The organism is Methanoregula sp., assembly GCF_023227875.1.
In the GTDB taxonomy this organism is placed as follows: Archaea; Halobacteriota; Methanomicrobia; order Methanomicrobiales; family Methanospirillaceae; genus Methanoregula.
This window is the reverse complement of the sequence record NZ_JALOCH010000010.1, coordinates 46,041-72,774: the sequence shown is the minus strand read 5'-3', so window position 1 is coordinate 72,774 and position 26,734 is coordinate 46,041. Positions and strand designations below refer to the sequence as shown.

At 54.4% G+C, this 26,734-nt stretch carries 24 protein-coding genes; 17 read left to right on the top strand and 7 right to left on the bottom strand.

The genetic code is table 11. The features are described from left to right. Positions 1-70 precede the first annotated feature (70 nt). The gene (locus tag M0R30_RS11050) at positions 71-5,944 is read right to left on the bottom strand and encodes a PKD domain-containing protein (RefSeq protein WP_292546836.1); all 5,874 of its coding nucleotides are present in this window, start codon (positions 5,942-5,944) and stop codon (positions 71-73) included. 366 nt (positions 5,945-6,310) lie between these two features. Continuing rightward, the gene (locus M0R30_RS11045; protein ID WP_292546834.1) at positions 6,311-7,264 is read right to left on the bottom strand and encodes a hypothetical protein; all 954 of its coding nucleotides are present in this window, start codon (positions 7,262-7,264) and stop codon (positions 6,311-6,313) included. Between the two features lie 428 nt (positions 7,265-7,692). Between M0R30_RS11045 and M0R30_RS11040 the strand changes: the two genes are divergently transcribed. Together M0R30_RS11040 and M0R30_RS11035 are read left to right on the top strand one after the other, a co-directional pair. Next, complete coding sequence (locus M0R30_RS11040; RefSeq protein WP_292546832.1) at positions 7,693-8,004, top strand: nucleotidyltransferase family protein; 312 nt, start codon at positions 7,693-7,695, stop codon at positions 8,002-8,004. Next, positions 7,994-8,338 (top strand): DUF86 domain-containing protein, encoded by a 345-nt coding sequence (locus M0R30_RS11035; protein ID WP_292546830.1) that lies wholly within the window; start codon positions 7,994-7,996, stop codon positions 8,336-8,338. The genes M0R30_RS11040 and M0R30_RS11035 overlap by 11 nt, the downstream gene beginning before the upstream one ends. Before the next feature lie 356 nt (positions 8,339-8,694). Here M0R30_RS11035 and M0R30_RS11030 read toward each other — a convergent pair whose 3' ends face one another. The 3 genes from M0R30_RS11030 to M0R30_RS11020 form a co-directional block, all read right to left on the bottom strand. Continuing rightward, a complete protein-coding gene (locus M0R30_RS11030) occupies positions 8,695-9,102 on the bottom strand; it encodes a PIN domain-containing protein (RefSeq protein WP_292546828.1) in 408 nt (135 codons plus the stop codon). Beyond that, positions 9,102-9,317 carry a DUF2281 domain-containing protein gene (locus M0R30_RS11025; protein ID WP_292546826.1) on the bottom strand — a complete coding sequence of 72 codons (216 nt, stop codon included), beginning with the start codon at positions 9,315-9,317 and terminating at the stop codon, positions 9,102-9,104. Before M0R30_RS11025 ends, M0R30_RS11030 begins: the two co-directional genes overlap by 1 nt. Before the next feature lie 108 nt (positions 9,318-9,425). Beyond that, positions 9,426-9,662, bottom strand: coding sequence for a type II toxin-antitoxin system HicB family antitoxin (locus tag M0R30_RS11020; protein ID WP_292546824.1), 237 nt, complete (start codon positions 9,660-9,662; stop codon positions 9,426-9,428). A 327-nt stretch (positions 9,663-9,989) separates the two neighbouring features. Here M0R30_RS11020 and M0R30_RS11015 point away from each other — a divergent pair, with 327 nt between their 5' ends. The 7 genes from M0R30_RS11015 (at position 9,990) to M0R30_RS10985 (ending at position 13,024) form a co-directional block, all read left to right on the top strand. After that, the gene (locus tag M0R30_RS11015; protein ID WP_292546822.1) at positions 9,990-10,292 is read left to right on the top strand and encodes a nucleotidyltransferase family protein; all 303 of its coding nucleotides are present in this window, start codon (positions 9,990-9,992) and stop codon (positions 10,290-10,292) included. 9 nt (positions 10,293-10,301) lie between these two features. Then, positions 10,302-10,625: a HepT-like ribonuclease domain-containing protein gene (locus tag M0R30_RS11010; RefSeq protein WP_292546820.1), complete on the top strand. Its 324-nt coding sequence runs from the start codon at positions 10,302-10,304 to the stop codon at positions 10,623-10,625. 297 nt (positions 10,626-10,922) lie between these two features. Continuing rightward, a complete protein-coding gene (locus tag M0R30_RS11005) occupies positions 10,923-11,132 on the top strand; it encodes a hypothetical protein (RefSeq protein ID WP_292546818.1) in 210 nt (69 codons plus the stop codon). Next, complete coding sequence (locus M0R30_RS11000; RefSeq protein ID WP_292546816.1) at positions 11,129-11,524, top strand: type II toxin-antitoxin system VapC family toxin; 396 nt, start codon at positions 11,129-11,131, stop codon at positions 11,522-11,524. The genes M0R30_RS11005 and M0R30_RS11000 overlap by 4 nt, the downstream gene beginning before the upstream one ends. Before the next feature lie 318 nt (positions 11,525-11,842). Next, positions 11,843-12,118 (top strand): hypothetical protein, encoded by a 276-nt coding sequence (locus M0R30_RS10995; protein WP_292546814.1) that lies wholly within the window; start codon positions 11,843-11,845, stop codon positions 12,116-12,118. A gap of 19 nt (positions 12,119-12,137) precedes the next feature. Beyond that, entirely contained in the window at positions 12,138-12,425 is a 288-nt protein-coding gene (locus M0R30_RS10990) for a hypothetical protein (protein WP_292546812.1), read from the top strand. 194 nt (positions 12,426-12,619) lie between these two features. Then, positions 12,620-13,024, top strand: coding sequence for a Tfx family DNA-binding protein (locus tag M0R30_RS10985; protein ID WP_292546810.1), 405 nt, complete (start codon positions 12,620-12,622; stop codon positions 13,022-13,024). A 129-nt stretch (positions 13,025-13,153) separates the two neighbouring features. Here the strand turns inward: M0R30_RS10985 and rbcL are convergent, their stop codons facing one another. Beyond that, positions 13,154-14,446, bottom strand: coding sequence for a type III ribulose-bisphosphate carboxylase (gene rbcL, locus M0R30_RS10980; RefSeq protein WP_292546808.1), 1,293 nt, complete (start codon positions 14,444-14,446; stop codon positions 13,154-13,156). A 178-nt stretch (positions 14,447-14,624) separates the two neighbouring features. On the opposite strand from rbcL, the gene M0R30_RS10975 reads away from it, so the two are divergent. From M0R30_RS10975 to M0R30_RS10960, 4 genes are all read left to right on the top strand, one after another. After that, positions 14,625-15,419: an alpha/beta fold hydrolase gene (locus M0R30_RS10975; RefSeq protein ID WP_292546806.1), complete on the top strand. Its 795-nt coding sequence runs from the start codon at positions 14,625-14,627 to the stop codon at positions 15,417-15,419. A gap of 134 nt (positions 15,420-15,553) precedes the next feature. Then, a complete protein-coding gene (gene ercA / locus M0R30_RS10970) occupies positions 15,554-16,717 on the top strand; it encodes an alcohol dehydrogenase-like regulatory protein ErcA (RefSeq protein WP_292546804.1) in 1,164 nt (387 codons plus the stop codon). Then, positions 16,701-19,220, top strand: a complete 2,520-nt coding sequence (locus M0R30_RS10965) for a PAS domain S-box protein (protein ID WP_292546802.1) — start codon at positions 16,701-16,703, stop codon at positions 19,218-19,220. Before ercA ends, M0R30_RS10965 begins: the two co-directional genes overlap by 17 nt. Before the next feature lie 95 nt (positions 19,221-19,315). Further along, complete coding sequence (locus M0R30_RS10960; protein ID WP_292546800.1) at positions 19,316-19,801, top strand: TspO/MBR family protein; 486 nt, start codon at positions 19,316-19,318, stop codon at positions 19,799-19,801. Between the two features lie 40 nt (positions 19,802-19,841). Here the strand turns inward: M0R30_RS10960 and M0R30_RS10955 are convergent, their stop codons facing one another. Then, entirely contained in the window at positions 19,842-20,237 is a 396-nt protein-coding gene (locus M0R30_RS10955) for a YkgJ family cysteine cluster protein (RefSeq protein ID WP_292546798.1), read from the bottom strand. Positions 20,238-20,378: 141 nt separating this feature from the next. Here M0R30_RS10955 and M0R30_RS10950 point away from each other — a divergent pair, with 141 nt between their 5' ends. The 4 genes from M0R30_RS10950 (at position 20,379) to M0R30_RS10935 (ending at position 26,733) form a co-directional block, all read left to right on the top strand. After that, positions 20,379-21,557 (top strand): response regulator, encoded by a 1,179-nt coding sequence (locus M0R30_RS10950; RefSeq protein WP_292546796.1) that lies wholly within the window; start codon positions 20,379-20,381, stop codon positions 21,555-21,557. A gap of 90 nt (positions 21,558-21,647) precedes the next feature. After that, on the top strand, positions 21,648-23,564 hold the full coding sequence (locus M0R30_RS10945; protein WP_292546794.1) for a hybrid sensor histidine kinase/response regulator: 1,917 nt from the start codon (positions 21,648-21,650) through the stop codon (positions 23,562-23,564). Further along, positions 23,561-23,953: a response regulator gene (locus M0R30_RS10940; protein WP_292546792.1), complete on the top strand. Its 393-nt coding sequence runs from the start codon at positions 23,561-23,563 to the stop codon at positions 23,951-23,953. The genes M0R30_RS10945 and M0R30_RS10940 overlap by 4 nt, the downstream gene beginning before the upstream one ends. Next, entirely contained in the window at positions 23,950-26,733 is a 2,784-nt protein-coding gene (locus M0R30_RS10935; RefSeq protein ID WP_292546790.1) for a PAS domain S-box protein, read from the top strand. Before M0R30_RS10940 ends, M0R30_RS10935 begins: the two co-directional genes overlap by 4 nt. Position 26,734: the final 1 nt, after the last annotated feature.

The following is a 26,734-nucleotide window of genomic DNA, read 5'->3' as shown; positions in this document are numbered from 1 at the left end:
CCCCGGCTTTCTTATGAAAGTATCAGTTTCACCAGGACCGCGAAACCGGGAAGGACCGGGGTGGTTCCGGTCACTTCCGGTACTCCCACCTGAGCGGGTCGCGCTGTCGTCTCCTGCGTTTGATGTACCCGGCAATCCCCATGCTGAAGATTCCGATAGCGGCGATGGTTTCGGCAGCGAGGATCCAGGGGTTATTCAGGACCGCGGAGCTGCTACCCGTTACCGTGGCGGGCTCAGCGACATTCCCGTTGCCATCGCCATTCTGTTGAGTACCTGGTGCCGACTGGGTCGGCCACGGGGTGATCCTGACTTTGAGTTTGGCAGTCGGTGTCGGTACCGGTGTTTCGGTGGATGTGGCGGTGACCGCCTGCGTGGATGTGACGGTCGGTGTTGCGATCATCGCTGCGAGGAATGCGGCATTCTCGCGGGCCGCAGCATCAGCGCTCGCAGTATTCCCACTGCTCCTGGAGGAGGAACTGGGCGTGCCCGTTGGGGGAATGTCCGTGACTGCCGTGAGGACAAACATCGAGAGACCGGTCGGGGAGTATGCGGTGAAGATGTCGTTGCCGAAAGGATCGATACCCTCGTGGGAAGGCTTGATGAGTGTGACCTTTCCCTCGTCCGACCGGTGCATGACGTAGATATTATCCACGCCACCGTTGTTCTCGACCCACGTATGGCTGACGGTCATCCGGATAGTGGCGCTCCGGATGATGCCGTCCGTGGTGGTGGCGGCGTTTTGGATCTTGTCCTTCGTGAATTTGACCGTGTACGCGGTGGCGACGATCTGTTTCTGTTCCGTGGTTGCTGCCAGCGTAAACGAACTCTGGAGATCGGATTCGGGATCTGAGGAGACGGAACTGGTGATGGAGGAGTCGGCGCCCGGGAGCTTCGACAGGTTGAGGGTGAGGGTGACGTTCGGCGTTCCCATCTCGGCGAGCGGGACGCTGACATTCGCGGCAACGGCCTCGACGCTCTTTACTGTGCCGGTCACGTTCCCGTCATTGTTGTCGTTTACCGTACTTGCGTCGAGCGTGATGTTGAGGTGGTCCCAGGTACTGCTGACGTTGGTTACGGTGACGACGTTGTTTAACATCGTTGAGTTGGTGATGTTGAGGGCAACGGTCTGTGCGGAACCGCTCGTGCCGGTTGTGACCCCGGTGAGAGTGAACGTGCTTGTGACCGGGGCCGGCGGATCGTTGACCGTGATGTAGTTTGTCTTGCTCTTGGTATCGGAGCCTTTGCTGTTGGTTGCGGTGAGTTTGACCGTGTAGTCTCCGTGAGAGGTGTACGTGTGGACCGGGTTCTTCTCGTCGGATGTCTTGCCGTCGCCGAGCTCCCAGGACCAGCTGGTCGGGGTGTTCAGCGATGTGTCCCGGAACCGGGCATTGAACGGTGTAATGCCAACGGTCTGGTTGGCGGTGAAATCCGCGACCGGCGGGATCACCACGAGCGGCGAGATCACGGTATACCCGCTGCTGCCGGTGCCGGTCAGCGGGTTGGTCCATCCCATGCCATCCCCGGTTCTCCAGCCGTAGACATTGAAGTGGGCGTTGTCGGGCAGGTTGGTGAAGGTGTACTCGATCTTCACGGCGCCTTTGTTGGTGAGGCTGTTATCGTTCAGCAGGCCGGCCCGGGTGTCGACGAACAGGAGCCGGTACTGCTCGGCTGAACTGTTCATGTCCTGACCCGAGAAGAGCGGGTAGTCCGGGTTGCCCTGCGTGGGTTTCCAGTTCTGCGGGCCGTAGAAGAAGTCGCTCTTCGTGAAGGTCTGGTCGAGGGCAGAGGACTGGTACGTGTAACTGCCTGCGGATGGTGCGGCGTCTTCAACCGGTGTCCACGTGTACCCACTGGTTTTGATCCTTGCAGCGAAGTTGTCCGGCAGCGTGCAGTTGACCGCGAGCAGGAGGACGACCTCGTCCTGGTACGATCCGGAACTCGTGGCATAGATGGTCCCGGCCTGGTTGTTCGAGACGGTCACCTGCCCGTCAGCATCCGAGAGATCGGTCGAGATGTGGATGGCGGAGAGGCCCCCGGATCCGGAGGGGAGGTAATACGTGCCGTTGTTGTTACTGTCCCACCGGATGCCGTCATGGTTGGCGGCCCGGACGTACGTGTTGTTGTAGTTGGGGATCGGCCCGGTGGCGTCGGCAACGTACACGAGGCCGGTCATTGTCTTGCTGTTGCCTCCTCCCGCGTTGGTGGCGGTCAGTTTGACGTTGTAAGTGCCGGCCGAACCGTAGGTGTGGACCGGGTTCTTTGCCGTTGACGTGCCACCATCGCCGAAGTCCCATGCCCACGACGTCGGGGTGTTGGTGGAGGTGTCGGTGAAGGTCACCGTGAGTGGCGCTTTGCCGTTGACCGGGGTTGCGGTGAAGGAGGCGGTTGGGGCGGTTGTGGGGGTGCCGCCACCGCTGCATGTGGTCCCGGAGCCGGCGCAGAAGTCGTCGATGTAGGAAGCCATTCCCACACCATATTTATCGAATGTTACCTGAACCAAGTGAACGCCCGTATATCCTGATGTTGGAACAGTATATTGTGTCCAAGTATGAGCCAAGGTATTTGTCTGTACTTGGACTCCATCGATAGAGGTGTAGAAATACTGAGGATACGTCGTACTATCCATACTACCATCTTGGTATCCCCAGAACGATATTTTGGTGATATTTGTTAGATCAACATGCTGTGCAACATGAGTGGTTGAGAGGTGGGCAACCGGGAAGTATACTGCATTGTTCCCGTTATGCTTTTGAGTAGAGGAAACGGATGTGGATGTTCCTGAAGTCCACCCGGTCAGATCTCCTGATTCAAAACCCGGATTGACGAACTGGTTTGTTCTTCCATTCGAAGATACCTCAATGTACTCGGTTCTCACGAGACTATTGGTACCACCACCGTTTGTAACGGTCAGGTTGACAGAATATGTCCCGGGCGCATACCAGTGAGTTACATTCCGCTCTGTCGAGTTCGTGCCATCCCCGAACTCCCATAGCCAGGCAACCGGGGAATTGGTCGAGGTATCGTTGAACTGGACTGCAAGCGGAGACCTTCCTGATGTACCATCCTCGGTAAAACTCGCAACCGGGAGGGGAGGAACGGTGATGTTGATAACTTGTGTTGTTGAAGAAGTACCTTTTATATTCGTTACCGTAAGTTTTACCGTATAAGTACCTCCTAAGGCATACGCATGAGATGGATTCTGATCGGTCGAGTGCGTGCCGTCGCCGAAGTCCCATTGCCATGATTGCGGGACGTTTGCCGACGTGTCGATAAACCGGATGGGAACAAGATTATATTCGGAGGTCGTACTTGGTGAAAAACCGGCAACTGGCGCTGCCGGAATTCCCGTGACCATATACCCACTGGCACCATAGGTGGAGCCCCCCAGGACATCATTGGTCATGATCATGGTACCATGGTTACTGGCAAGATACCACCCGTACGCATTGAATGCAGCGAAACTTGTCAGGTTGTGGAACTCATATTCTATTTTGACGTTGTCGTATGCTTTCCCGGCATAAAGGTCGATGAACATGATCCGGAACTGGTTGATGGGATCGGCCTCGTCCTCCCCGTAATAGATCGGATATCCATCGGGTTTCCAGCTCTGCGGGCCGTAAATGAAATCATCCTTCGTGAATGTCTGGTCTACGGCGCCTTCGACATAATTCCACACTGACGGTAAGCCCCCATTAGAATAGGCAGGACCGGGAGGCGTCCAGTTATCCCCGCTCGACCGTATATGGACGCTGAAATCATCAGGGATCGTCCCGTTGACCGCAAGCATCAGGATCCCCTCGGGCACGGTCGGCTGTCCCCCGGTATGGGTGAAATAGAATGTACCGGACTGGCTGGTGGTGGTGGTTACATCCGAAGTAGAAGTTCCTGAAGAAATGTGCAGGGCGTTCACTCCCCCCATCGTGGCGAAAGAGTAGGTATTGGGAACCCAGGTGGGATTGGTCCCGTTTATATCAAACTTGACACCCTCGTCATTTGAAACATAGAGGTAGGGGTAGGCCGGATTTATGGGCCCGGGCGTCACGATATTGATATAACCGGGTTTGGAGACATTGGCCGAACCAATGGCGTTGGTTGCCGTGAGGTTGACCGTGTAGGAACCAACATTGGCATAGCGATGACTCGCATTCCGGAGCGCGGAATCAGTTGTGTTGAACCACTCCCCGTCGCCGAACGACCAGTTCCACTCGTATGGCGAGAGGGTCGAGGTATCGTTGAACTGGACAATGCGGGGTGTTATACCGCTGGTTCTTGGCGATCCGGTAAATGATACAATCGGCGCAGTGGAGTACAGCGTGATATAGCTAGTTTTGCTGGTAATGTTACTGCCTGCTGCATTGGTTGCTGTCAGGTTGACCGTATACGTGACGGTATCTGACCCTGTAGTGGAGTATGGATGGGTCGGGTTCTGGCTGGTTGAAGTGGTACCATCCCCGAAGTCCCAAAGCCATGATGTCGGCGCCCCGGTTGACTGATCGGTAAACGTGACAGACAGCGGGCTTTTTCCAGCGACCGTATTTGACGTGAACGCAGCTGTCGGGGGAGAATATGCGCTGATATATTTTGTCTTGACGAGTGTGTTAATGCCGCCGGAACCTGACGTGATAGTCAGGTTGACTGTGTAAGTTCCACCCGCGTTATAGATATGCGAGGGGTTCTGCTCGGTCGATGTCGTGCCGTCCCCGAAATCCCAGTGCCAGGAATTATCGGTTAACACAGATGTGCCGGTGAACTGGACTGTGAGAGGAGCGGGACCGGTGGTTTGATCAGCGATGAAGGTTACAACGCCCGGGAATGCGCGCAAGTACTTATCACGAGATGCAACATAGACCGTGCCATCTGCAGCGATTGCAGGTGAACTGGTAATTGTATTTCCTGTTTGATATGTCCATTTTAATGATCCATCCGGATCCAGTGCAATGATAGAATGAGAATCCCAGCAATTAAAATAGATTATTCCATCAGCACCTATCGCAGGCGATCCATAAACTTGACCACTACCGTACGTCCATTTGAGGGTTCCATCCGGGTTCCATGCAGAGAGGGCAACACTGCTGCCACCAACATAGATCGTTCCATCGTTCGCGATTGCAGGCGATCCTGATGTAAGGGGTCCGGAGGTATTGTTCCATTTCAGGGTACCATTCGGATTCCATGCATAGACCCTGCCATCTCCATTGCTTCCAACATAGATGGTGCCATCCGATCCGATTGCCGCAGATCCTGTAACGTATGCAGAGGTATTACTCCATTTTAAAGTTCCATCCGGATTATATGCATAGAATGTAGGATTGGTCTGACTTCCGATATAGATGGTACCATCCGATCCAATCGCAGGGGTAGCATAATTTGCTGTCCCGGTGGTGTTTTTCCATTTTAAGGATCCATCTCGGGGATTGAAAGCGTAGAGGGCATCGGATCCGATATAGATTGTACCATCTGAACCAATCGCCGGACCGCCAAAAATTTGTGCATCTGTAGCGGTAGTAGTTTTCCATATTTTGTCTCCATTTTTTGCATTTACTGCATAGATAAATCCGTCCTGATTTCCGAAATAAAGGATATTATTCGACCCTAATGCTACAGGTCCACGGATATTTTTCCAACCGAAACTCTTATAGGCATCTTTCCATTTTAAGGTACCATCAGAATTTATCGCAACGAGATTCCATGCATCATCCCCAAGATAAATGGATCCATCGAATCCAATAACCGGACTATGGTAGTCATAAGTCGTCTTGGCATTGTATGACCATTTTGGCGTTCCTGTCTGTGACCCCACATAAGGGGATTGGCCGGTATTCTGGAGGTCATACCCGAACTTTGGCCATGGGGAACTATCAAGGTTGGCTGTGACAGGTACAATCAACAGGGCAAGGAACAGGATAAGAACTCCTGCCCGGAGCCGGAGATCCCGCAGATTCATAGGACAACCGGATGATCTGTCCGTAAAAATGGGAAAATCCCTAGGTGTGTACATAGCGCCGGAAACAGTTGTGTGACGTGCATATTTCCCTGTGCCGGGGATCCATGAGGATTATTCTTCCCAAGGAAGGAACATCGATCCGGGAGTGAGCGTCCCTTATTATTCATATTATGAATATTTTCCGGGAGATGTGTAAAATGTTTTTATTTGATTTCTCTGAAAATTAAATTATTTTAATTGATCAATACTGGGAACCGGATTTCCGGAAGGTACGTTTAACCATGAGGTTAACCACTCAATATCTTAAAAAAAGGGAAGGTTGGCTGCCGGAAGCCGGCTTTCGTGGTTGATATTTTATTTTTTTGATTAGACTGTTACCTTCCACCCGCTATATGTTCCATCATCAGGATCATCATAAGTTCGTACCCTGTTCAGCCAGTTGATAGCCGGGGGTAATGATCCCCCTACTTTTTGGGGCAGTGTTTGATTGTTATATGCATAGACATTGAAGGCAATTGTTGCATTTGATGATGGTCCACTCGTGATGTTGTATTCGATCTTTGTCATGCCATTGTTGGTCAGGGTCGGAGCAGTAGGATAGGTAAGATTATACCAGGTACCGTTGATTGTTCCCACTTTATTATCTACTGCGAGAAACTTGAACAATTTGCTGGTACTTCCCATATCCTGACCACAGTAGACAGGATAATCTGCAGTTGGCGCAAATTTCCATTTCTGGAATAAATCTACGGAATCATTTTCCAAGTAATTATCTGCATTCAATGTCACGTCAATTGAGGGACTCACATATGTAATGTTTGGATAATCCGGGGGCGATCCACTTTTTGGTGAAATTAACCATCTGTAACCATGCTCTTTAACATCAACGTTAAAATTAGTGATATCAGTTACGTTAGTACTATTGATCGCTATGAGGAGGATGATATCCTGCTGTCCGCCCCGTCCACCAGTATCCGATACATAGAATGTACCTGGATTTGGTGTATCTGGAGATTCATAGCAGGCCCCCACCTGATCGGAGATATCGTTCGTAATGTGGATCGCATTCAATCCACCGGTGGTGTTCGTCAGGTTGACGTAATAGTACGGGTCACCCAGATATGTACTACTATATTGAATGGGGGGATTTGCCATCGGTATATACGTATGGTTGTTGTTATGCGCGGTGTTCGTGTAGATCACATTACTCGCCGCCACCGGTGCAACCGCCAGCGCGACAAACAGGAGGACGACCGCTGAGGCCATCCACCAGAGCCTGTTGTTGTGTTCTTTTCCTTTTGCCATTTTCTGTTCCTCCACGCAGGGCACCGCCCCGCGAGCGTTAACAATTTGCAATTGATTTTTACAAACTGTTAATGGCTTAGACTTACCCGCCTATATAATATATTTTTCCATTATTAAAAAAATAAATAATTTTGTACGTTTTAGAAATCTGTACAATATATTAAACCGGATTGCCCAGTGACCGGCGACCGCGCGCGGTTAGTACCGGGGAGGTGCCACGAAGGAAAGGATTATAGGGGGGAGCCGGAGGATCCGGGCGGGAGACGGCGGGGCGGGCAGAATAACCAGGCGGCAATGTATACTGAACATGAGGAAAGAGACTTCCTCTCACCGGTTGCCAGGCCCGATGCTGCAAGAGCAGGAATCTATAAACGGATAGCGTTCAAAACCGTAAACCGGAGAGTTTTCCCTCCCGCGCAGGGAAATCCGGGAGTACAACTGCCATGAATCCACTCATCATGAGCCGGGAAAAAATGATTGCGGAGTTCTGTAAAAAGTGGAACGTGCGCGAACTCCAGGTATTCGGCTCTGTCCTCAGGAGTGATTTCCGCCCGGAAAGCGATATCGACATCGTGGTGGATTTTACACCCGGCTCGGTGCATACCCTTCTTCATCTTGCGAAGATGGAGGAAGAACTGGAACGGGTTTTTGGCAGGCGTATCGATCTCATCACGCGGCATGCCGTAGAACGGAGCCGGAATCATATACGGAAAAAAACGATCCTTTCAACAATGGTGCCGGTCTATGTCGCGTGACGATGCCTATCTTCTCGATCTTCTCCTTATGGCAAAGGACGCACACGAGTTCACGAAGAACCAGACCCGGGAATCCTTTCTTTCGGATCGCAAGGGCCAGTACGCAGTTATCCGGTGCCTTGAAGTGATTGGGGAGGTATCGAAGCGGCTCTCCCCGGAGACAATAAGCCGGTTCTCGTCAATCGAATGGTCGTCCATGGCACGGATGCGGGACATGCTCATCCATTCTTATGGCAAAGTGGATCTTGACGAGATCTGGGACACGGTTAAAGAGGACATCCCACATCTCATCGCAACGCTTGAACCATGTATCGATGAATTTGAATGTCAGTAACCGGTACGGCAGCCTTTGAACCGGGAATCAGAGACAACAAACACTCCGTATTCATCCGTCCCAATAATAATCAGATGATGGAGTGGTCTAATACCTGATTCGGTGGCATCCATACGTACATTCTTTTTGCCGTTACCAGCACGGATTATCAGATTTAAATTCCTGGCGGGATTCTGTCGGCAGGAGCCGGACGGATGGACCGGGAAAGGTGCAGCTGCGAAAGGGTTATGTGGGGGATGGGAAGAAGCGGGAGAGGGAACGGCGGGGCGGGACCTGCCGATGCAAAGAGGAACGGGGACAAATGGAAAAACGCGGGACGGTCATTGAACCAAAAACCGGCTCGGGCTCCTATCGTGTCAGATCCGGTCCCTGAACAGATCCTCAGGAAAAACCCGTCTCCGGTCAGTCCGGTCAAAATCCTTATCGTAACTGATAAGAGAGAGCCCGTTACGCTCTGCTACCGTGTACTGGTATGCATCGTCAAAATCGAGCCGGTATTTTTCCACGTTCGCAAAAATGCCGGTGAAGTCCTCAAGACGAAGGGAGAGCACCCGCATGCCGCTGGCACGGATATCATCGTTAACCAGTTTTAAAAAAGGCCCTGCATTCTTTTCCCGTGCAAAGATAATACCAATGGAAAAAAGTGAGAAATCGCTGATCGCAAGGGAGGTCATCTTCGCACGGTTGAAGAAATCTTTGACAACCGGCGCTTTTTCCTGGTTTAACATAACCTCCAGAAAAATATTGGTGTCAACCAGGTACATCAGGTCCACCAGTCCAGCGCCTTATGCTGGAGATCGACTGAGGTATACTTTGTTTTCAGGTGGGCAAGGCACCCTTCCCATTCGAACCTGAATTTTCCAGTCGCCCTTTGTTCCGCCTGCCGGGTAAGATTATCGATATAGTCCAGCACATTATTCCGGAGATCCGGCGGGAGCCTGCGGATCTTCTCTTCCACTGACTCACAGGATGACGACATAGTATAACCTGTTGTATCGTTAGCCTCTCTACATACTAAAATTTTGCACCGGAAAAGTATCAGACAGCCCGCGCCTCATCAAAGTTCGACAGGGTACCCGGGGGAGTCTCACGCCTCGACCTCAATAACAGAGGTAAATTTTTCCAGGGACGAGATGGAAGGTTCGATATCGCCGATCATATCGTATTCGCGTGCATTTTTCAGGTAAAGATCGATCGCCTCGCGGATATTTTCAAGCGCTTCTCTGGGCGTATCGCCACAGCTCGCCACTTCCAGTTCAACGCACTTTGATACATATACGCCATCTTCTTCCCAGATGGTGACTGTGAAATGATAATTTGCCATCTCTTCTCAACCGGATACGTTATCGATCACGGGCAATTAAGTATGTTGTCAGTGCTGTCCCTGTAAAGACCGCAGGAAGGGAAATGGAATGCAGGACTCGTGGTTTACAAAATGTCCACAAACTGCGTGCTTCGGTTTCGGTATATTCGCCAGATTGCGGGAGGAGCGGGACAGTGTAGCGGGGAAAGGATATTGGGAAGAGCCGGAGGATCCGGGTGGGAGACGGCGGGGGGAAAGTGCAATCCGGCATGGGATGACGCTCTCCACACCCCCTCAACTGCCCGGGATAAAATTTATAGACCCGGCACCAATGTACGTATAAGACACATGAACCCGGAAACCGATATCTATTCTATCCTCATCAGGAAACGACAGGAGATCCTCTCGCTTGCACAGCGGAGGGGCGCAAAAAATATCCGGGTCTTTGGATCCGTGGTACGGAACGAAGCCCGGGCAGACAGCGATATTGATCTCCTGATCGATCTGGATCCTGACCGGAGCCTTCTCGATGTCGGGGGTCTTGCCATGGATCTTACCCTCCTGCTTGATCGGCCGGTTGATGTTGTAACTGAAGCGGGACTCCGGGACCGGATACGTTCACGGGTACTGAGTGAAGCGCGGGCCTTATGAGAGACGATCGTGAGCGTACTGGATATCATGGAAGCCATTGAACGGATTGGAAAGGTTGCAGTCCGGGGCCGTGATTATTTTTACAATGACGAGATGGCACAGGTATGGGTGATCCACCATCTCCAGATCATCGGGGAAGCAGTACGGGGGATCTCCCCGGAATTCAGGGAGGCAAACCCGGGTATCCCGTGGTCGGATATCATCGGTATGAGGAATATCCTTATCCACCATTATTTTGGCATCGACCGGGATGCTGTCTGGAAAGTGGTTGAGGACGAGCTGCCGGGACTAAAAAAACAGCTTCAGTCCCGGATACGTCCATCAGGACAATAGATATATAAAAATTCTTTTTATTACTTATATATCAGGAAGAACCATGCAGTAGCCGTATCTGTACCTCAAAGGGAGGGAGATCATCTTCAACGATCTCCCAGGTACGGTGCGGATCGATATTCATGTACGCAATAGACAAGAACATTCCGGAGGCCGGCACTATTTTTCCACGGGATTTCCGGGCAGGATTTCAGCAGTACCCCGGGGGACAACCGGACATTCGCTGTACGGCAGGACCGGTTCCCAAACCAAGAATATAATTATCGCAAGAATCCAGTATATTCTGAAAGGTACGTCATGCAGGTCCAGTACGTATATGATGAACAGGGAAGAAAGACCAGCGTCATCGTCCCGATATCCCTCTGGCAGAAAGTATCCCGCCGGAAAAATACTGCGCCGGATACAAGCCCGTTCGATCCGGCCCGGTACAGGGGGATCTACCGGAACCTCGGGATCGATATCGACCGGGAACTCCAGGCCCTGCGTCAGGAATGGGAACGGGTGTGAAACGCTACCTCTTCGATACCAATATCCTCATCTACTATTTTGCGGACACGCTTCCGGTTCAGGAGATCCCAAGGATTGAACACATTCTGAAGGAATCATTCAACATTTCGATAATCACAAAGATCGAATTTTTCGGGTTTGAGAAATATTCGCAGGATGAATTTTCCCGGGAGCTCGAATTTATCGGACACGCAACCGTGATCCCTCTCACCGATGAGATCGCAGACTCGGTGATTGATATCCGCAGGAAAACCCGGATACAGATTCCAGACGCAGTCATCGCAGCAACCTGCCTGACGGAAGATCTCACGCTCATCACCCGGAATGAAAAGGACTTCCGGGATATCGCCGGGCTCGACATTTATAATCCGTTTACCGGAGAGACATCCTGAAGCAGCCGGAGAACGGCAAGCTGTGTTTTCCGGTCGTTTTAAAAACGCAGCGGAACCCTGCCGGGATAACCGGATGGACACCTTGCTGCGGATAAGACCCGGCCTTTCGTAAAAAACAGGTAAAACCAGAATTGATCCCGGGAGTGGTGCACGCGGGGGGAGCCGGAGGATCCGGGCGGGAGACGACGGGGGGAAAGTGCAATCCGGCAGGGAATGACGCTCTCCACAACACTTGGCCTGGGCATCCTCACGTGCCCGGTGACATAGGACCTGAACTATCGCAGGATTTATCCGTTTACAATAGTTACAATATTGTATATGACTGCACTTACCAAGCGGATACCCGTGTCCGAACCTGTCTGGAAAGACCTTGCAGAGCTGCGGAGGGCCGGGCAGACCTACGATGACATCCTCATGGAAATGATCGAACTGCAAAAGAAACAGCGGCTTCTGGATGATATCCGGCAATCCCTGGATGAAGGAGATTTTATTCCCCTTTCAGAGATCAAGACACATAAAAATATGAGAATTGCAGCCGGGGGACATACCGGCGTTAAAAATATCCGGAACAAACGCCAGGGTCTTCCAGCATAGATAATCGGATCTGGTACCCTTGAGTTTTACCGTGGTTGTCGGGCCAAAAGCCCGGGCGTTTATCGATCTCCTGCCAATAAAAGATCAACAGATTATCGTTACTACTCTTGACCGGCTGGCAGCCGGTCCCTGGCCCGGGAAAGGTGGGGATAAAGAAAAACTTGTATTGCCCGGGGGAATCATCTCGTACCGGATACACATTGGCAGAAGGTACACGGCATTCTACACGATTGACAAAGAAGCAAAACTGGTCCAGGTTCATTTTGTGATGACCATCGAGCAGGCGCATAAGAGATACGGGCGCTGATTATCCAGATTTTTTCAGTCATTATTGATAAAAAAGCCCATCTCCCATGAAAAATTTCCCAAACCACATCCCCCCACGATTTTTGGGCATCCCGTACATTCAGAACCAAATTTTTATCGTGCGCACGGACTCCTGTTTATTGCCAAGGTTCAGTAGGGAGAACCACCCCCGGGTCCCGCCAGGATCAGACTGCCATGAAAACAAGACTGCTCACAAACCGGCAAATGGTGGTATTGCGATTCCGTTTGGAAGGAATGTCTCAGGTAGATATTGCATGCCTGTTCGGGACCTCCCCCCAGAACATCATGGAAATAGAACACCGTGCCTGGAAGAATATCGAGCTCGCCATCAACACCATGATCAGTTATTATACCCTTGACGCCCGCTTCCTCTGTACCTTAAAGGAAGGATCCGACCTCTTCGATTCAGCCGCCCTCATTTTTGAAGAGGGAAAAAGGATCGGTATACCGGTAACACTCGGAGCGGTTGATCTTATCAACCGATTACAGAAAGAAAATCCCTATCGTATCTCTGGCCAGCTCATCAGGAAAGATATCGATGTATACCTGCGCGATGATGGGGATATATATTCCGGGTAGGTTGTTCTATTGAAACAATCCGGGAAAAATTTCCGGAATTTTTTTGAAATTTTTCCGGAAAATTTTCAGCGCGAAAAATTAAAAAAATGCGGCAAGGACCGGAAAAATTTAGAGAAAAAACTCCCGCCATCACACCGGCTTATAGTGCCCCCACTTGCCGAGGGCCTCTTTGAGTTCCTTTGCCTTCTTCGCCTTCTCTTCGAGCGTCACGCCTTCCTGCCATGCCTCGATCGCCTGCATGGTCGCCAGTGCACCGGCCCGGGTGCCCTTCGGGTGGCCGTGAATGCCGCCGCTGACCAGCAGGACCATCTCGGTGCCGTAGATGTCCATCACGTCCGGGACGAGACCGGGATGAAGGCCTCCCGACGAGACGGGGAACGCACTCTTGATCTTCCCCCAGTCCTGCTCGAGCAGCATCCCGTCCACCGCCTTCGTCTTCTTCTCCCGCAGGAGGTCGGCAAGGGCAACCGACTCGCGCCGGGAGCCGGTCAGCTTCCCGACCGCGGTGCCGGTATGGATCTGCGAGACGCCGATGAGCCGCATCAGTTTCGCCAGGAACTGCATCGTGATGCCGTGCTTCTTGTTCCGGGTGAACGCGGAGTGCATGGCGCGGTGGGCGTGGATCGCAAGCCCGAGGTCCGAGCAGTAGTCCCGCAGGGTCATGACACTCGCGGTCCCCGCGACAACCACGTCGATCATGCAATAGTTCCAGCCGTTCGCTGCAAGGATGTCGGCCCGCGTCTTCATTGTCTCCACGTCCGCGGTGATGTTGAGGAACGCCGACTTTTTCCCGCCCGTCTCTTTCTCCGCCTTGTCCCGGAGTTTTGTCATGTACTTGACCCGGTCCTCGAACCGGTTGAAGGAGACCGAGGTGAGGTTCTCGTCGTCCTTGACGAAATCGAAGCCGCCCATCCAGGTCTCGTACCCGACCTCCGCGTGCTCCTTAGCGGTAAAGCCGATCTTGGGCTTGGGCACCGCGCCGGTCAGCGGCCGGCCCCGGACCTTCATCATCTTCCGGATCGCCTCGTTGCCGAAGTGCGGTCCCTTGAAATGTTTCAGGTAGGCCGGGGGCAGGGAGATATCGATCAGCCGCAGGTTCTTCACCGCTTTCATCCCGAAAATGTTGCCGGCGATCCCGCTCATCAGCTGGACCGCGTTGCCCTCTTCCCAGAGCTCAAGGGGGTACGCGATCTTCACCACGTTGCCCTCGATATCGAACGCAGTCGCCTGCAGGGCCTTCATCCGCGGCGGCATGGTAAAGAGCGTGGTCCATGTCCCGGTCGAACTCTCCGAAGCGATCCGTCCTGCTGCTTCCTTCCCGCTGACACCTGCGGCGGGTTCGAAATAGAAGAGGGCAACGAGATCGTCGTTTGCCGGCTCGTACTTCAGGTCGACAAATTCCTTGTACCAGTCAATTGCCATAGCTGTTCCTGTAATCTAGTAAAGGTTATCTTGGGTAAAAAAGGTGTACAATAGGATAACTGCCGGATGCGTCAGCGCTCCGGCCACAGTAAATGTAACTCGGGCCAAAACAGCCCCGTCCACGAATCCTGACGAACCGATGACTATGATAAAGGATAATTCCCCCCACAGGATCCCGGTGCTTCTTGTGCACGGCTGGAACAGCCACCCCGGCATCTGGAACCGGCTCAGTTCCCTGCTCGAACAGGCCAACATCCCGGTCTGGAAATTCGACCATACCAGTCTTGCCGGTGAGACGGTCCCTGAGATCGCACAAGCCATCGGGGAATTTGTCCGGCACAAACGGGAGGAGACCGGGTACACCGGAAACGTCGATGTTGTCTGCCACTCGATCGGCACCTGTATCGCCCGCTACTATCTCGAAGTGCTGGACGGCACGCTGCGTACGGCAAAGGCCCGCCAGCTGATCGGCCTCGGCCCGCCCAACAATGGTTCCGCGCTCGCCGAGCTCTTCTTCGATCCGGCCCGGGGAGAGGAGATCATCAACCGGCTGACCGGTGTCTTTGTCCCGAAGGGGTATGACCCGTCTGCTGACAGGATTGTGCATGACGTAAGGCCCGCGAGTCCGGTCATGCACCGGCTCCGCACAGCCGGCATCCGGCCGGACATCACGTACCGGATCATCGTGACCGCAAATCCCGGCGAAGACCCGGCATTCTTCCCCCTCTTTGAGGGCAGGACCTGGGAGCAGGACCCGGACGGCCGGTACCGGACCACCTTTGAAGGAGACGGGATCGTGACCCACGGGGAATCCGCTCTCCCGGGTATTTCCCTTGACATCATCCCGGCAGTGCAGGAAAACGGCACCCCCCTCCCGGAAGCCGGCCAATACTGCCACATCAACCTGCCCCGGAACCCGGTGGTCATGGAACGCGTCCTCCGTTACCTTACCCTGCCCTGCGGGAAATCCTGAACACATTTTTTTCCGGGCCCATGTGGTCCGGTGTACAAACGGACGTACAGCCTTTTTTCGTTTCAACGGCTATCGTCCAAATCTTAAAATATAATGATACCGTGTTAAGACTTGTAATAAAAAGGGATAATATCGTGACCGGAGACAGGTTCGAGCTCAGGAAATTCGTTGCTCCTGAATTTGTGATCGGGTCGGATGCCCGCCTCCTTACCGGGCGGTACGCGAAAAATTTTGGTGCACGGCACGTGCTGGTCGTGACCGGGCCCAATATCATCCGCGAGGGATGGGTCAGGGACGTGACTGCCAGCCTCAATGAGGAGGGGATCGCTCACACGGTCTTTTCCAGCGTATCACCAAACCCGCGGGACACGGAAGTCATGGCAGGGGCAGCGATATACGCGGAATCCGGCTGTGACTCCATCGTTGCAGTGGGCGGGGGCAGCCCGATGGACTGCGCAAAGGGCATCGGGATCGTCTCGTCGAACACAAAGAACATCCTGGAATTCGAGGGCGTGGACAGGATCGCTGTCCCCCCGCCCCCGGTGATCTGTATCCCGACAACGGCCGGGACCGGGGCTGATGTCTCGCAGTTCGCCATCATCAACGACACAAACAGGCGGGTGAAGATTGCGATCATCAGTAAGAAGATCGTGCCCGACATTGCCCTCATCGACCCCCTGCCCCTCACCACCCTGACACCGGAACTGACCGCTTATACCGGCATGGACGCGATCACCCACAGCGTGGAGGCTTATGTCTCCAATGCCAGTTCCCCGGTAACGGACATCCATGCGCTCGAATCGATCCGGCTGATGCAGGCCCACCTCCTGCCGGCCTGCAAGAACCCCAAGAATACCGGGCACCGGTACCAGACCATGCTCGGCAGCCTCTGTGCCGGACTCGCCTTCTCCAACGCAAGCCTCGGGGCCGTCCACGCGATGGCCCACAGCCTCGGCGGGTTCTCGGACCTCCCCCACGGCGAATGCAATGCCCTGCTGCTCGAACACGTGATGGCATTCAATTTCCCGTCATGCCCGGGCCGGTACGAGGCGATCGGGCACGCGATGGGTGCGGACCTTTCGGGACTCCACTCAAACGAGAGGAAAGAGAAGGTCATCGCAGGCATCAGGAGCCTGCGGGAGACCCTCGGTATTACTGAAACGCTCGGCGACCTGGGCGTGACAAAAGAGAAGATCCCGACACTTGCCAGAAATGCGCTGCAGGATCCCTGCATGGCAACAAACCCCCGTCAGCCGACAGCACACGATATCGAACGGATCTATGAAGAAGCACTCTGACGAAAAGCCCGACTGGCAGGAGCAGCGGGACAAGATCATCGGTCTTGGAGAGACATCGCTCCGCAAGAGTTACTATCCCGAACTCCGGGAAAAAGTCCTGGAACTTGAGAGAAAGAATGAGGAACTCCATGCCGCAAATGAACAGCTTGCTTCAAGCGAAGAAGAACTGCGGCAGAACTACGAAGACCTGAGTGCCAAGGAGCATGATCTGCGGGAGAGTGAAGAGAAGTACCGGAACCTCATGGAGAATACCTTTGATGCTGTGGTGATCCATAAGAACCGTGTCATCGTGTACGCAAACCAGACCGCGGTCAGGGTGTTTGGCTGCACCAGCGCATCCGATCTGACGGGACGGTCCATATTCGACTGGGTCCACCCGGACTACCGGAATGTTGCAGCAGACCGGTCAGCCGGCGCACTGGAATCAGCCCAGATGCCCCGGCACGAAACGTTCCTGCACCGTGACGGAACCATGTTCGATGTCGAAGTGGCCGCAATTCCGACCATATGGGAGGGATCGCCTGCCGTCCAGGTGGCGATCCGTGACATCACGGATCGGAGGAAGGCGGAGCAGGCCCTCCGTGAATCCGAGATGTTTTACCGGACGGTCTTCAACACGACCGGTTCGGCATCGGTCATCATTGAAAATGATACCACCCTCAGCCGGGCCAATGAAGGTTTTGCCCGGTTGTCGGGATATCCTGTAAGCGAGATTGAAGGAAAACACCGCTGGACCGAGTTCGTTGTTCCGGACGACCTCAAACGCATGAAGGAGTATCATGACGACCGCCGTAACGCTCCCGCACATGCACCCGACACCTATGAATTCCGGTTCATTGACCGTAAGGGGGAGGTCAGGCACTGTATCAGTTACGTGGCAATGATCCCCGGGACAACCCGGAGCATTGCATCGCTTGTCGATATCACGGACCGTGTTACCGCAGAGCAGGCGCTTGAAGAGAAGAACCGGGAAATTCACGCAGCCTACGAGGACCTGTTCCGGAACGACGAGGAACTGAGACAAAACTACGAGGAGATCCGCACCAATGAACAGAAACTGAGGGAGAGCGAGCACCGTAATGCAACGCTGCTCAACGCCATCCCGGACATGATGTTCGTCATCTCGCGGGACGGGGTGTACCGTGATTTCAATGTACCGGACCCCGGCATCCTTGCCCTGCCCGTGGACCAGATCGTTGGTAAAAATATCCGGGACACGGGGTTTGGGGAAGAGCCGGCAGCGGCGATCATGGAGCATATCGGGCTGGCGCTGGAAACGGGAGCACTCCAGCAGTTCGAATATGAACTTTCCCACCCTCATGGCACGCGCCAGTACGAGGCACGGATGGTGGCGCTCCATGAAGATGCGGTGCTGGGCATTGTCAGGGATATCACCGAACGGAAATGGGCTGAAGAGGAACTGCAGCGCAATTACGATGAACTGAAACGAACGGAGCAGGAGCTCCGGATTACGAAAACGCATCTTGAAGCGATCTACGAGGGATCACCGGATTTGATCTTTGTCCATGCCAGGGACGGACGTATTATCGATATAAATGAAAATGTCCTCAGGGCCTTTGGGATTACCCGCGAGGAAGCACTGTCGGCAGACCCCGAGACGATGAGTGGCCGGGGATATGGGCCTGACAGGGCTATGGGACACATACGGACAGCACTTGAGACAGGTAAAGCGGACTTTGAATGGGTCAGCAGGAGGAAGAACGGCGAGGAATTCCCGGTTGAAGTCCGCCTGCGCAGGATCGAGTCGGTAAATGAACGCGGGGAAACGGAGCCCCATGTCCTTGCCATTGTCCGGGATATCAGCGAGACCCAGATGGCCCAAAGAGCGCTCGAGCAGGCCCGGAAAAAACTCGGCCTCCTGAACACGGTCATCTTCCAGGACATCCAGAGCACGGTCTTCGCGCTCTCGGCATACCTCCAGCTGGCAAACAACAACCGGGACGAGACAAAAGTAACATCCTATGCAGAGAAAGAGGCGTTCCTCATCCACAAAATCGTCAGTTCGTTAAACTTCACCAGGAACTACCAGGACATGGGGGTGCATCCCCCTCGCTGGCAGGGGGTCAACCAGGTCTTCCTGTACGCGATCTCCCACCTTGATTCGCTGAAAGTCACGCGGGATATCCGGGTGGATAACCTCGAGATCTTTGCCGATCCGCTCCTTGAAAAGGCGTTTTTCAACCTGAGTGAGAACACCTTCATCCATGGCCAGGGCGCGACCGGCATCTCGCTCCATTACGAAGAGGCGGACAACGGTCTCCTGATCATCTATTCGGACAACGGGATTGGCATTGCTGCTGAAGAGAAACAGAAGATCTTTGAGCGGGGGTACGGGAAGAACACCGGCCTCGGCCTGTTTCTTACGCGTGAAATCCTCTCCATTACGGGAATTACCCTGCAGGAGACCGGAGAGGAAGGGAAGGGCGTACGCTTCGAGATGTTCGTGCCGAAAGGTACGTACCGGTTCGCTGAGAGAAAGTGACCGTACGTATACCATCCTACCGCCATTCCGCGGAGGATGAAATGATACCATCCCAACCTTCATCACCTCCCGCGCCCCTCATTTCCTGATCATCGATGCAATTCCCTTCTGCCCGTTCCACGGGACTGGTCATCCTCTGTATCGCCATCCCGCTTGGTATCGGGATCATTGGTTCTTTTTTCACCATGCCGGATATCGCCGGCTGGTATGCCGGGCTCCAGAAACCTTCGTTCAACCCGCCCGCATGGATCTTCGGGCCGGCCTGGACACTCCTCTACATCCTGATGGGGGCATCGCTCTGGCTTGTCGTAAAGGATGGTATTGCTGATCGGTCGGTACAGTACGCCGTGATCCTGTTTGGGGCCCAGCTTGCGGCGAACCTCGCCTGGTCGATCATCTTCTTTGGCATGCACCTGATATTCGTGGCATTCGTGGAGGTTCTCGTGCTGTTCGCGCTCATCGCAGCAACAGCATTCGCATTCAGGAGGATCAACCCGGCTGCGGCCTGGCTTCTCGTGCCCTACCTCTGCTGGACCGCCTTTGCATCGGTCCTGACCGGGACGATCTGGCTCCTCAACTGAATTCTTTTTTTACCGCAAGGGCATACAGGGCGAACCCGCTCTACGGCGCAGTGTCCCGGCACGCCGGGCAGTTCAGGGCATAGTCGCGGATGCCCTCGTTCCATGGCGTAAAGCCGATGCAGACGGCAGGCTTGGCCAGGTGGATGCGGCAGTACACCTTGCCGTCCTCTGCCCGGAAAAAGAACGGGCAGTGCGTCAGCTTCCTTCCCTGCGGGTCAACCCAGTAATAGATGCGGGCGACCCGGGGCAGGTCGGCAGCAGTAAGATCCCGTCCGGTCGAGCGGCTCCCGTCACGGAACGTGACCGAGACATGCTGCAGGATGTCGGTGCGGCTCTCGGCAATCCACGGGACGAGATCCTCCGGTATCCCCGACTGGTCCCACCCCCACTTCTCGCAGCACTTCCCGCACTGCCGGCAGTCCTGTTCATCCGGCATGTATCTTCCGGATAGTATTTGGCCCGGGGGTTTTTAGGTATTGGTTTCATTGGATTGGACCCTTACATTTTTTATAAATCCGAAACATTTACCGTACAATTCAGTAAACAGGAGGTGTTGGCCATTTCCGGTGTGGAGTGCATGTCGCGAATCCTGATCGTTGATGATAATCCGCAGAACCTGTACCTGCTGGAGTCCATTCTCAAAGGGAACCATTTCCTGGTGGAGTCCGCCCGCAATGGCGCCGAAGCACTGGATGCGGCACGGGACAGGCCGCCTGACCTGATCATCGCCGATATCCTGATGCCGGTGATGGACGGGTTCGAGCTCTGCCGGCAGTGGAAGGCGGACGAGCGGCTGAAACATATCCCGTTCATATTCTATACCGCAACCTATACCGATCCAAAAGACGAGCAGTTTGCCCTGAGCCTCGGGGCAGACCGGTTTATTCTCAAACCGCAGAAACCCGAAGACATGAGCCGGATTGTCGGTGAAGTGATCGAGGAATTCGGGCAGGGCCGGCCCGATGCCAGGGAACCTACCCTTGATGAGATGGAAAGCCTGCGGCAGTATAACGAGGTGTTGTTCCGCAAGCTGGAGGCAAAAGTGAAGGCCCTGGAAGACGAGATCGCTCTCCACAGGGAGGCAGAAGAAAAGATCCTCCTGGCAAACCGTAAACTCGCCCTCATGACAGAGGTCACGTACCAGGATATCCAGAATAAGGTAACGGCACTCCGGGGATATATCGAGTTATCCCGGAGGCCAGAAAATGAAAGAAAACAGATCGACTTCATGGGAAAACAGCTGGAGATCCTCGGGACGATCCAGAACCTGATCAAAAACACCAAGGATTACCAGCAGATGGGGATGGTCCGCTCCCGCTGGATTGCACTGGAAGAGACCATCCGGGTGCAGATGGCGCTCCAGAGCCAGGAACACACCGTACCGCCAGCCTGCGATCTGTCCGGGCTTGAAATTGATGCCGATCCCCTGATCGCCCGTGTCTTTTACAACCTTATCCATAATTCCATCAGGTACGGGGGGACGCACACCCGCATCTCCATCTCCTGCAGGGAGGACCCCACCGGATTGTGTATCATCTTTACGGATACCGGCGGGGGAATTCCCCTTGATCAGAAGTCCCGGATCTTTGACCGTATCGCCGGGGGAGAGGGGAAATTCGGGCTGTTCTTTGCCCGGGAATTTCTCACCTTATCCGGCATGACGATCGTTGAAAACGGCACACCCGGCCAGGGCGCACGTTTCGAGATCACGGTACCCAAGGGGGCTTATCGGTTTACCAAAAAAACCGTAGCCTGATCTTTTTTTGCGCACTCGTTTTTATACATCCCTCTTACCTCCAAGAATGGGGAAACGCTTATCATACCAAAAAGGATACTCCCCATACCCATGAAACTCCAGTCACGGGTCCTGATCCTGTACCTTTGCATAGCAGTACTGGTACTGGTGCTGATTGGCGGGGTGTTGCCCTCGACCCTGCACAAGCAGAACCTTGACACGATTTCCGGGGATTCCATCAACCAGCTCAGGCATATCGAGTTTGCCCTCTCCAACTTCATCAGCGCTGCGAAATATGATGTCCTTGCACTGTCGCTCGATGACCGTGTCCAGACACGGGATGATGAAGGATTCACGAATTTCCTGAATGCCACAGAAGAGACATTCCGGTATTCCATCAGAGAAGAGGAACAGCAGGTCATCGATATACTGAGAGATTACCAGACCTCGCACCCGTTTGTCAGCTCGGTATACATGGGCAGGGAGAACGGAGCGTCTGTCCGGTCATATCCACGGGCGCGGCCTACCGCATATGATCCCCGTGAACGGCCCTGGTATATCCTTGCAAAGGAACACCCGGGCACAGTCTCCGTAACCGATCCCTACAAGGCGGTCACCACGGACGATGTGAACATCGGGATTGTAACACCGGTCCTTGACCACAACGGGACGATGATCGGGGTCGTTGGTGCCGATATCACCCTTGCCAACCTGACCAGTTACATCTCCACGGTTGGCAGTGTGGATGGCAGTGAGATGATCCTTGTCGACCGGCAGGGCACGATCCTTGCCAGCCACGATTCATCCCTCCTGTACAGAAATATCAGCCTTCTCCTTGGCGACCAGACCCCGGTGTTCCTTACAACACAGGAAGGCATGCTGGTACTCAACGGGACGTACCTGATGTACTATACGTCCCCGGAACTCGGGTGGAAGATCGGTACCTTTGTCCCGTTCAGTACCATCGAGCAAGCCATCAACGACTCCATCCTGCCGATTCTCCTCTTTGTCCTCTTGGCCCTCGTGCTGCTCAGCGTAATTACCCTTATCGCCCTCAACCTTACCGTCATCCGGCCACTCACCAGCCTGACGGAAGTGAGCCGGAGGATTGCCGAGACCGGTGACCTTGACCAGACCATCGAAGCCGGGGGGGCCGGGGAGATCGGGAGCCTTGCCCGTTCGTTCAAGGCGATGGTCGGGAAGATCCATGAAGAAAAGCAGGGACGGGAGCAGGCACTTCTCGAGCTGGAGGCGTACCGGGACCATCTCGAAGATCTCGTTGCCGAGCGCACCCGCGAACTCGCCCAGGCAAAGGAAGCCGCAGAATCTGCGGACCGGCTCAAGTCCGCGTTCCTTGCCACGATGTCCCACGAACTCCGGACACCGCTCAACTCCATCATCGGGTTCTCGGGGATCCTCCTGCAGGAGATGGCCGGGCCCCTGAACGAGGAACAGAAGAAACAGCTCACCATGGTCTCGGACAGCTCCGAGCACCTGCTCGCCCTGATCAACGACGTGCTGGACCTCTCCAGGATCGAGGCCGGGCAGCTGAAGATCGCAAGCGAACGGTTCGAGATCAGGCCGGTGATCGATAAAACCGTCCGGACCATCCGGCCCCTGGCGGAAGCAAAGCACCTTGCCCTCGTTCTCGAAGTTGCACCGGAGGTGGGGATGGTCACGGCGGACAGCCGCAGGGTCGAGCAGGTCCTCTTAAACCTGCTCTCCAATGCGATCAAGTTTACCGAACAGGGAGAGATCCGTATCACCTGCTCGCTGCAGGAAACATTTGTCCGGATCAGTGTTGCCGATTCGGGCATCGGGATCAAAAAGGAAGATCTGGAGAAGTTATTCCGGCCGTTCACGCAAGTCGAGACTGGCCTGACCCGGAAGTACGAAGGCACCGGCCTCGGGCTCTCGATCTCGAAACGGCTCGTCAGCCTGATGGGCGGAACTGTTGACGTGGAGAGCGAACCGGGCAGGGGCAGCATGTTCAGTTTCACAGTCCCGGCTTACAGGAGTGAATCATGACGATCAAAGTGCTCTATATCGAGGACAATGACCAGAACTACTACCTGGTGAACTTCATCCTGAATGCAAAGGGATATGCAGTGGTACGGGCGCATGACGGCAGGGAGGGTATCGGCATGGCAACAAAGGAGATGCCTGACCTGATCCTGCTCGATATCCAGCTCCCGGTCATGGACGGGTACGCAACCGCACGCGAACTGAAGAAAATTCCTCACGTGGGCATGATACCCATTGTTGCCCTCACCTCCTACGCAATGGCCGGGGACCGGGAGAAAGCACTTGCCGCAGGATGCTCCGGGTATATCGAGAAGCCGATCAACCCGAAGACCTTTTCCGACCAGATCGCCCGGTTCATTCCTGCCGATAGTTCCCGGGGTGCCGGTGGATGACCCGGATCCTGGTCGTGGATGACATCGAGCAGAACCGCTACCTGCTGGAATCGATCCTGAAAGGAAACGGTTTTCTCGTAACTTCTGTAAAAAATGGTGAAGAGGCCCTTGCTGCAGCAAAACGCGATCTGCCGGATCTCATCATCACCGATATCCTGATGCCGGTGATGGACGGGTTCGAGCTCTGCCGGCAGTGGAAGGCCGATGACCGGCTGAAACATATCCCGTTCATATTCTACACGGCCACCTATACCGATCCCGAAGCCGAACGGCTGGCATACAACCTCGGGGCTGACCGGTTCATGGTCAAGCCGCAGAGACCGGATGTCCTCGTAAAGGAGATACGCGAGGTCCTTTCGGAATACCGGCAGCAACCGGCAAAATCACCCGCAGCCCCCCGGAAGGATGAGAAGGAGATCCTGGTGCAGTATAACGAGGTACTGTTTAAAAAACTCGAAAAGAAAGTGATGGAACTCGAAGCCGATATCGCCAGGAGCAAAGCGGCCGAAAAGGCGCTCAGGGACGAACAGGAATTCACTCACCTGTTACTGGATACGTTGCCAACGTTTTATGTTGCCATCGGGACGGATGGCAGGACGATCACGATGAACCGTGCCCTGCTCGATGCGATGGAATACACACTGGAAGAAGTGCAGGGGAAGGATTACCTGACGACCTTTGTCCCGGCGGAAGACCGGGAAGACCTGACCAGGGTATTTGAGGAGATCACCGGTGAAGGGAAGGCAACCACCAGCGTGAACCGGGTCATCGGCAAATCCGGGAACAGTTTTATCGTCGAATGGCATGGCAGGCCCGTGAAGCAGGGGGCCGGGAAACCAGACTTTTTTGTCGGCATCGGGATTAACGTTACGGAATGCCGGCGGGCAGAAGACGCGTTGAAGAAGAGCGAGGAGCGGTACAGGAATATCGTCCAGAGCCAGACCGAGTTCATCTGCCGGTTCCTTCCTGACGGCACGCACCTCTTTGCCAATGAAGCGTATTGCTCCTATTTCAACAAACGCTGCAGCGAGATCATCGGGAACCGTTTCCGGCCGGAGATACCTCCTGAAGACACGCGGGCACTCACGCAGTTCTTTGCATCGATCACCCCCGATAACCCGGTAGGCACGATCCAGCACCGGATTATCATGCCGGGCGGGGAGATCCGGTGGCAGCAGTGGACGGACCGGGGAATATTTGATCGCCGGGGAGTGTTGACCGAATACCAGTCCGTGGGCAGAGATATCACCGAGCGCATGAAAGCCGAGGAGGCACTGCGCGAGAGCGAGGCGAAATACCGCGAGTTCTTTACCACGTCCCGGGACTGCGTCTTTATCACTTCACCGGACGGCCGGTGGATTGATTTCAACAATGCAGCCCTGGAGATGTTTGGCTATGGCAGCAGGGATGAGCTCATGCCGGTCCCCATCTCCAGCCTCTACGAGCGGAGTGAGGAGCGTCCGGTCTTTCTCAAAAAGATTATACAGGGAGGATATATCAAAGAATTCTCGGTCCGGCTCCGGAAAAAAGATGGCACCATCATTGATACCCTGATTACCGCGATCCCCGTACGCGAAGCGGATGGTTCGGTCAAGACACTGGTTGGCACGATCCGGGACGTCACTGACCGCAAGAAGGCGGAGGAGGAACTCAGGAGGAGCGAGGCACAGCTGAGACTCGCTCTCGAAGGAGCGGATGCGGCACTCTGGGACCTGCACCTTCCCGAGGGAAAAGGATTTTTTAGCGACCGTTTCTTCACGATGTGCGGGTACCAGCCGGGGGAATTTCCCCCCACCTACGACGCATGGCTTGACCGTGTCCATCCCGATGACCAGGATCAAATGATTGCGGGCCAGATGCAGCAGATCGCGGAGAAAGTCCCGGTCCTGGAACTCGAATTCCGTTTCCGGGCAAAGGACCGGACATGGAGATGGATTCTCGCCCGGGGCAAGGTCGTTGACACGGACGCAGAAGGGCATGCGGTGCATGTGACCGGTGTTGCTCTGGACATTACCGGCCGGAAGCAGATGGAATCTGAGATCCGGGCGCTGAACGCAACCCTTGAGGAACGGGTGAAAGAGCGGACTCTGGAACTCCAGAAAACAAATGAGTCCCTGCAGGAGGAGGTCAACCAGCGCCTCAAGGCCGAGAATAAACTCCGGGCATCGCTTGACGAGAAGGTCATGCTCGTAAAGGAGATCCACCACCGGGTCAAGAACAACCTCCAGATCATCGTGAGCCTGCTGAACCTCCAGGCCCGCTCCATTACGGATGAGGCTACCCTTTCGGTGATCCGTGACAGCCAGAGCCGGGTCAAGGCAATGGCGCTTGTCCACGAAAAACTCTACAAAGCGGAGAACATCGAGAGGATCGATCTCAGGGATTATCTCCGGTTCCTTGGCACGGGCCTCTTCCAGTCTTATGGGGCAAAAGCGCAGGGGGTTACCTTCAAAACGGATATCGTTGGCGTGGAAGTGGGTATCAGTAGTGCAATCCCGCTGGGTCTGATCGTGAATGAGTTAATTACCAATTCACTGAAATATGCATTTCCTGGCGGGAGACCGGGCGAAATTGAGGTCAGTGTAAGGAAAGATGCCCACCTCCTGAACGTCCGGTTCCGGGACAATGGCATCGGGATACCGGAGACCCTGGACTGGCGGAATGCCCCGTCGCTTGGACTCCGCCTGGTCAACACGCTCGTGGACCAGCTCGACGGGACAATCGAACTCGACCGGACGGCCGGGACACAATTTACCATGGTGCTGCATGAGAAGAAATGAC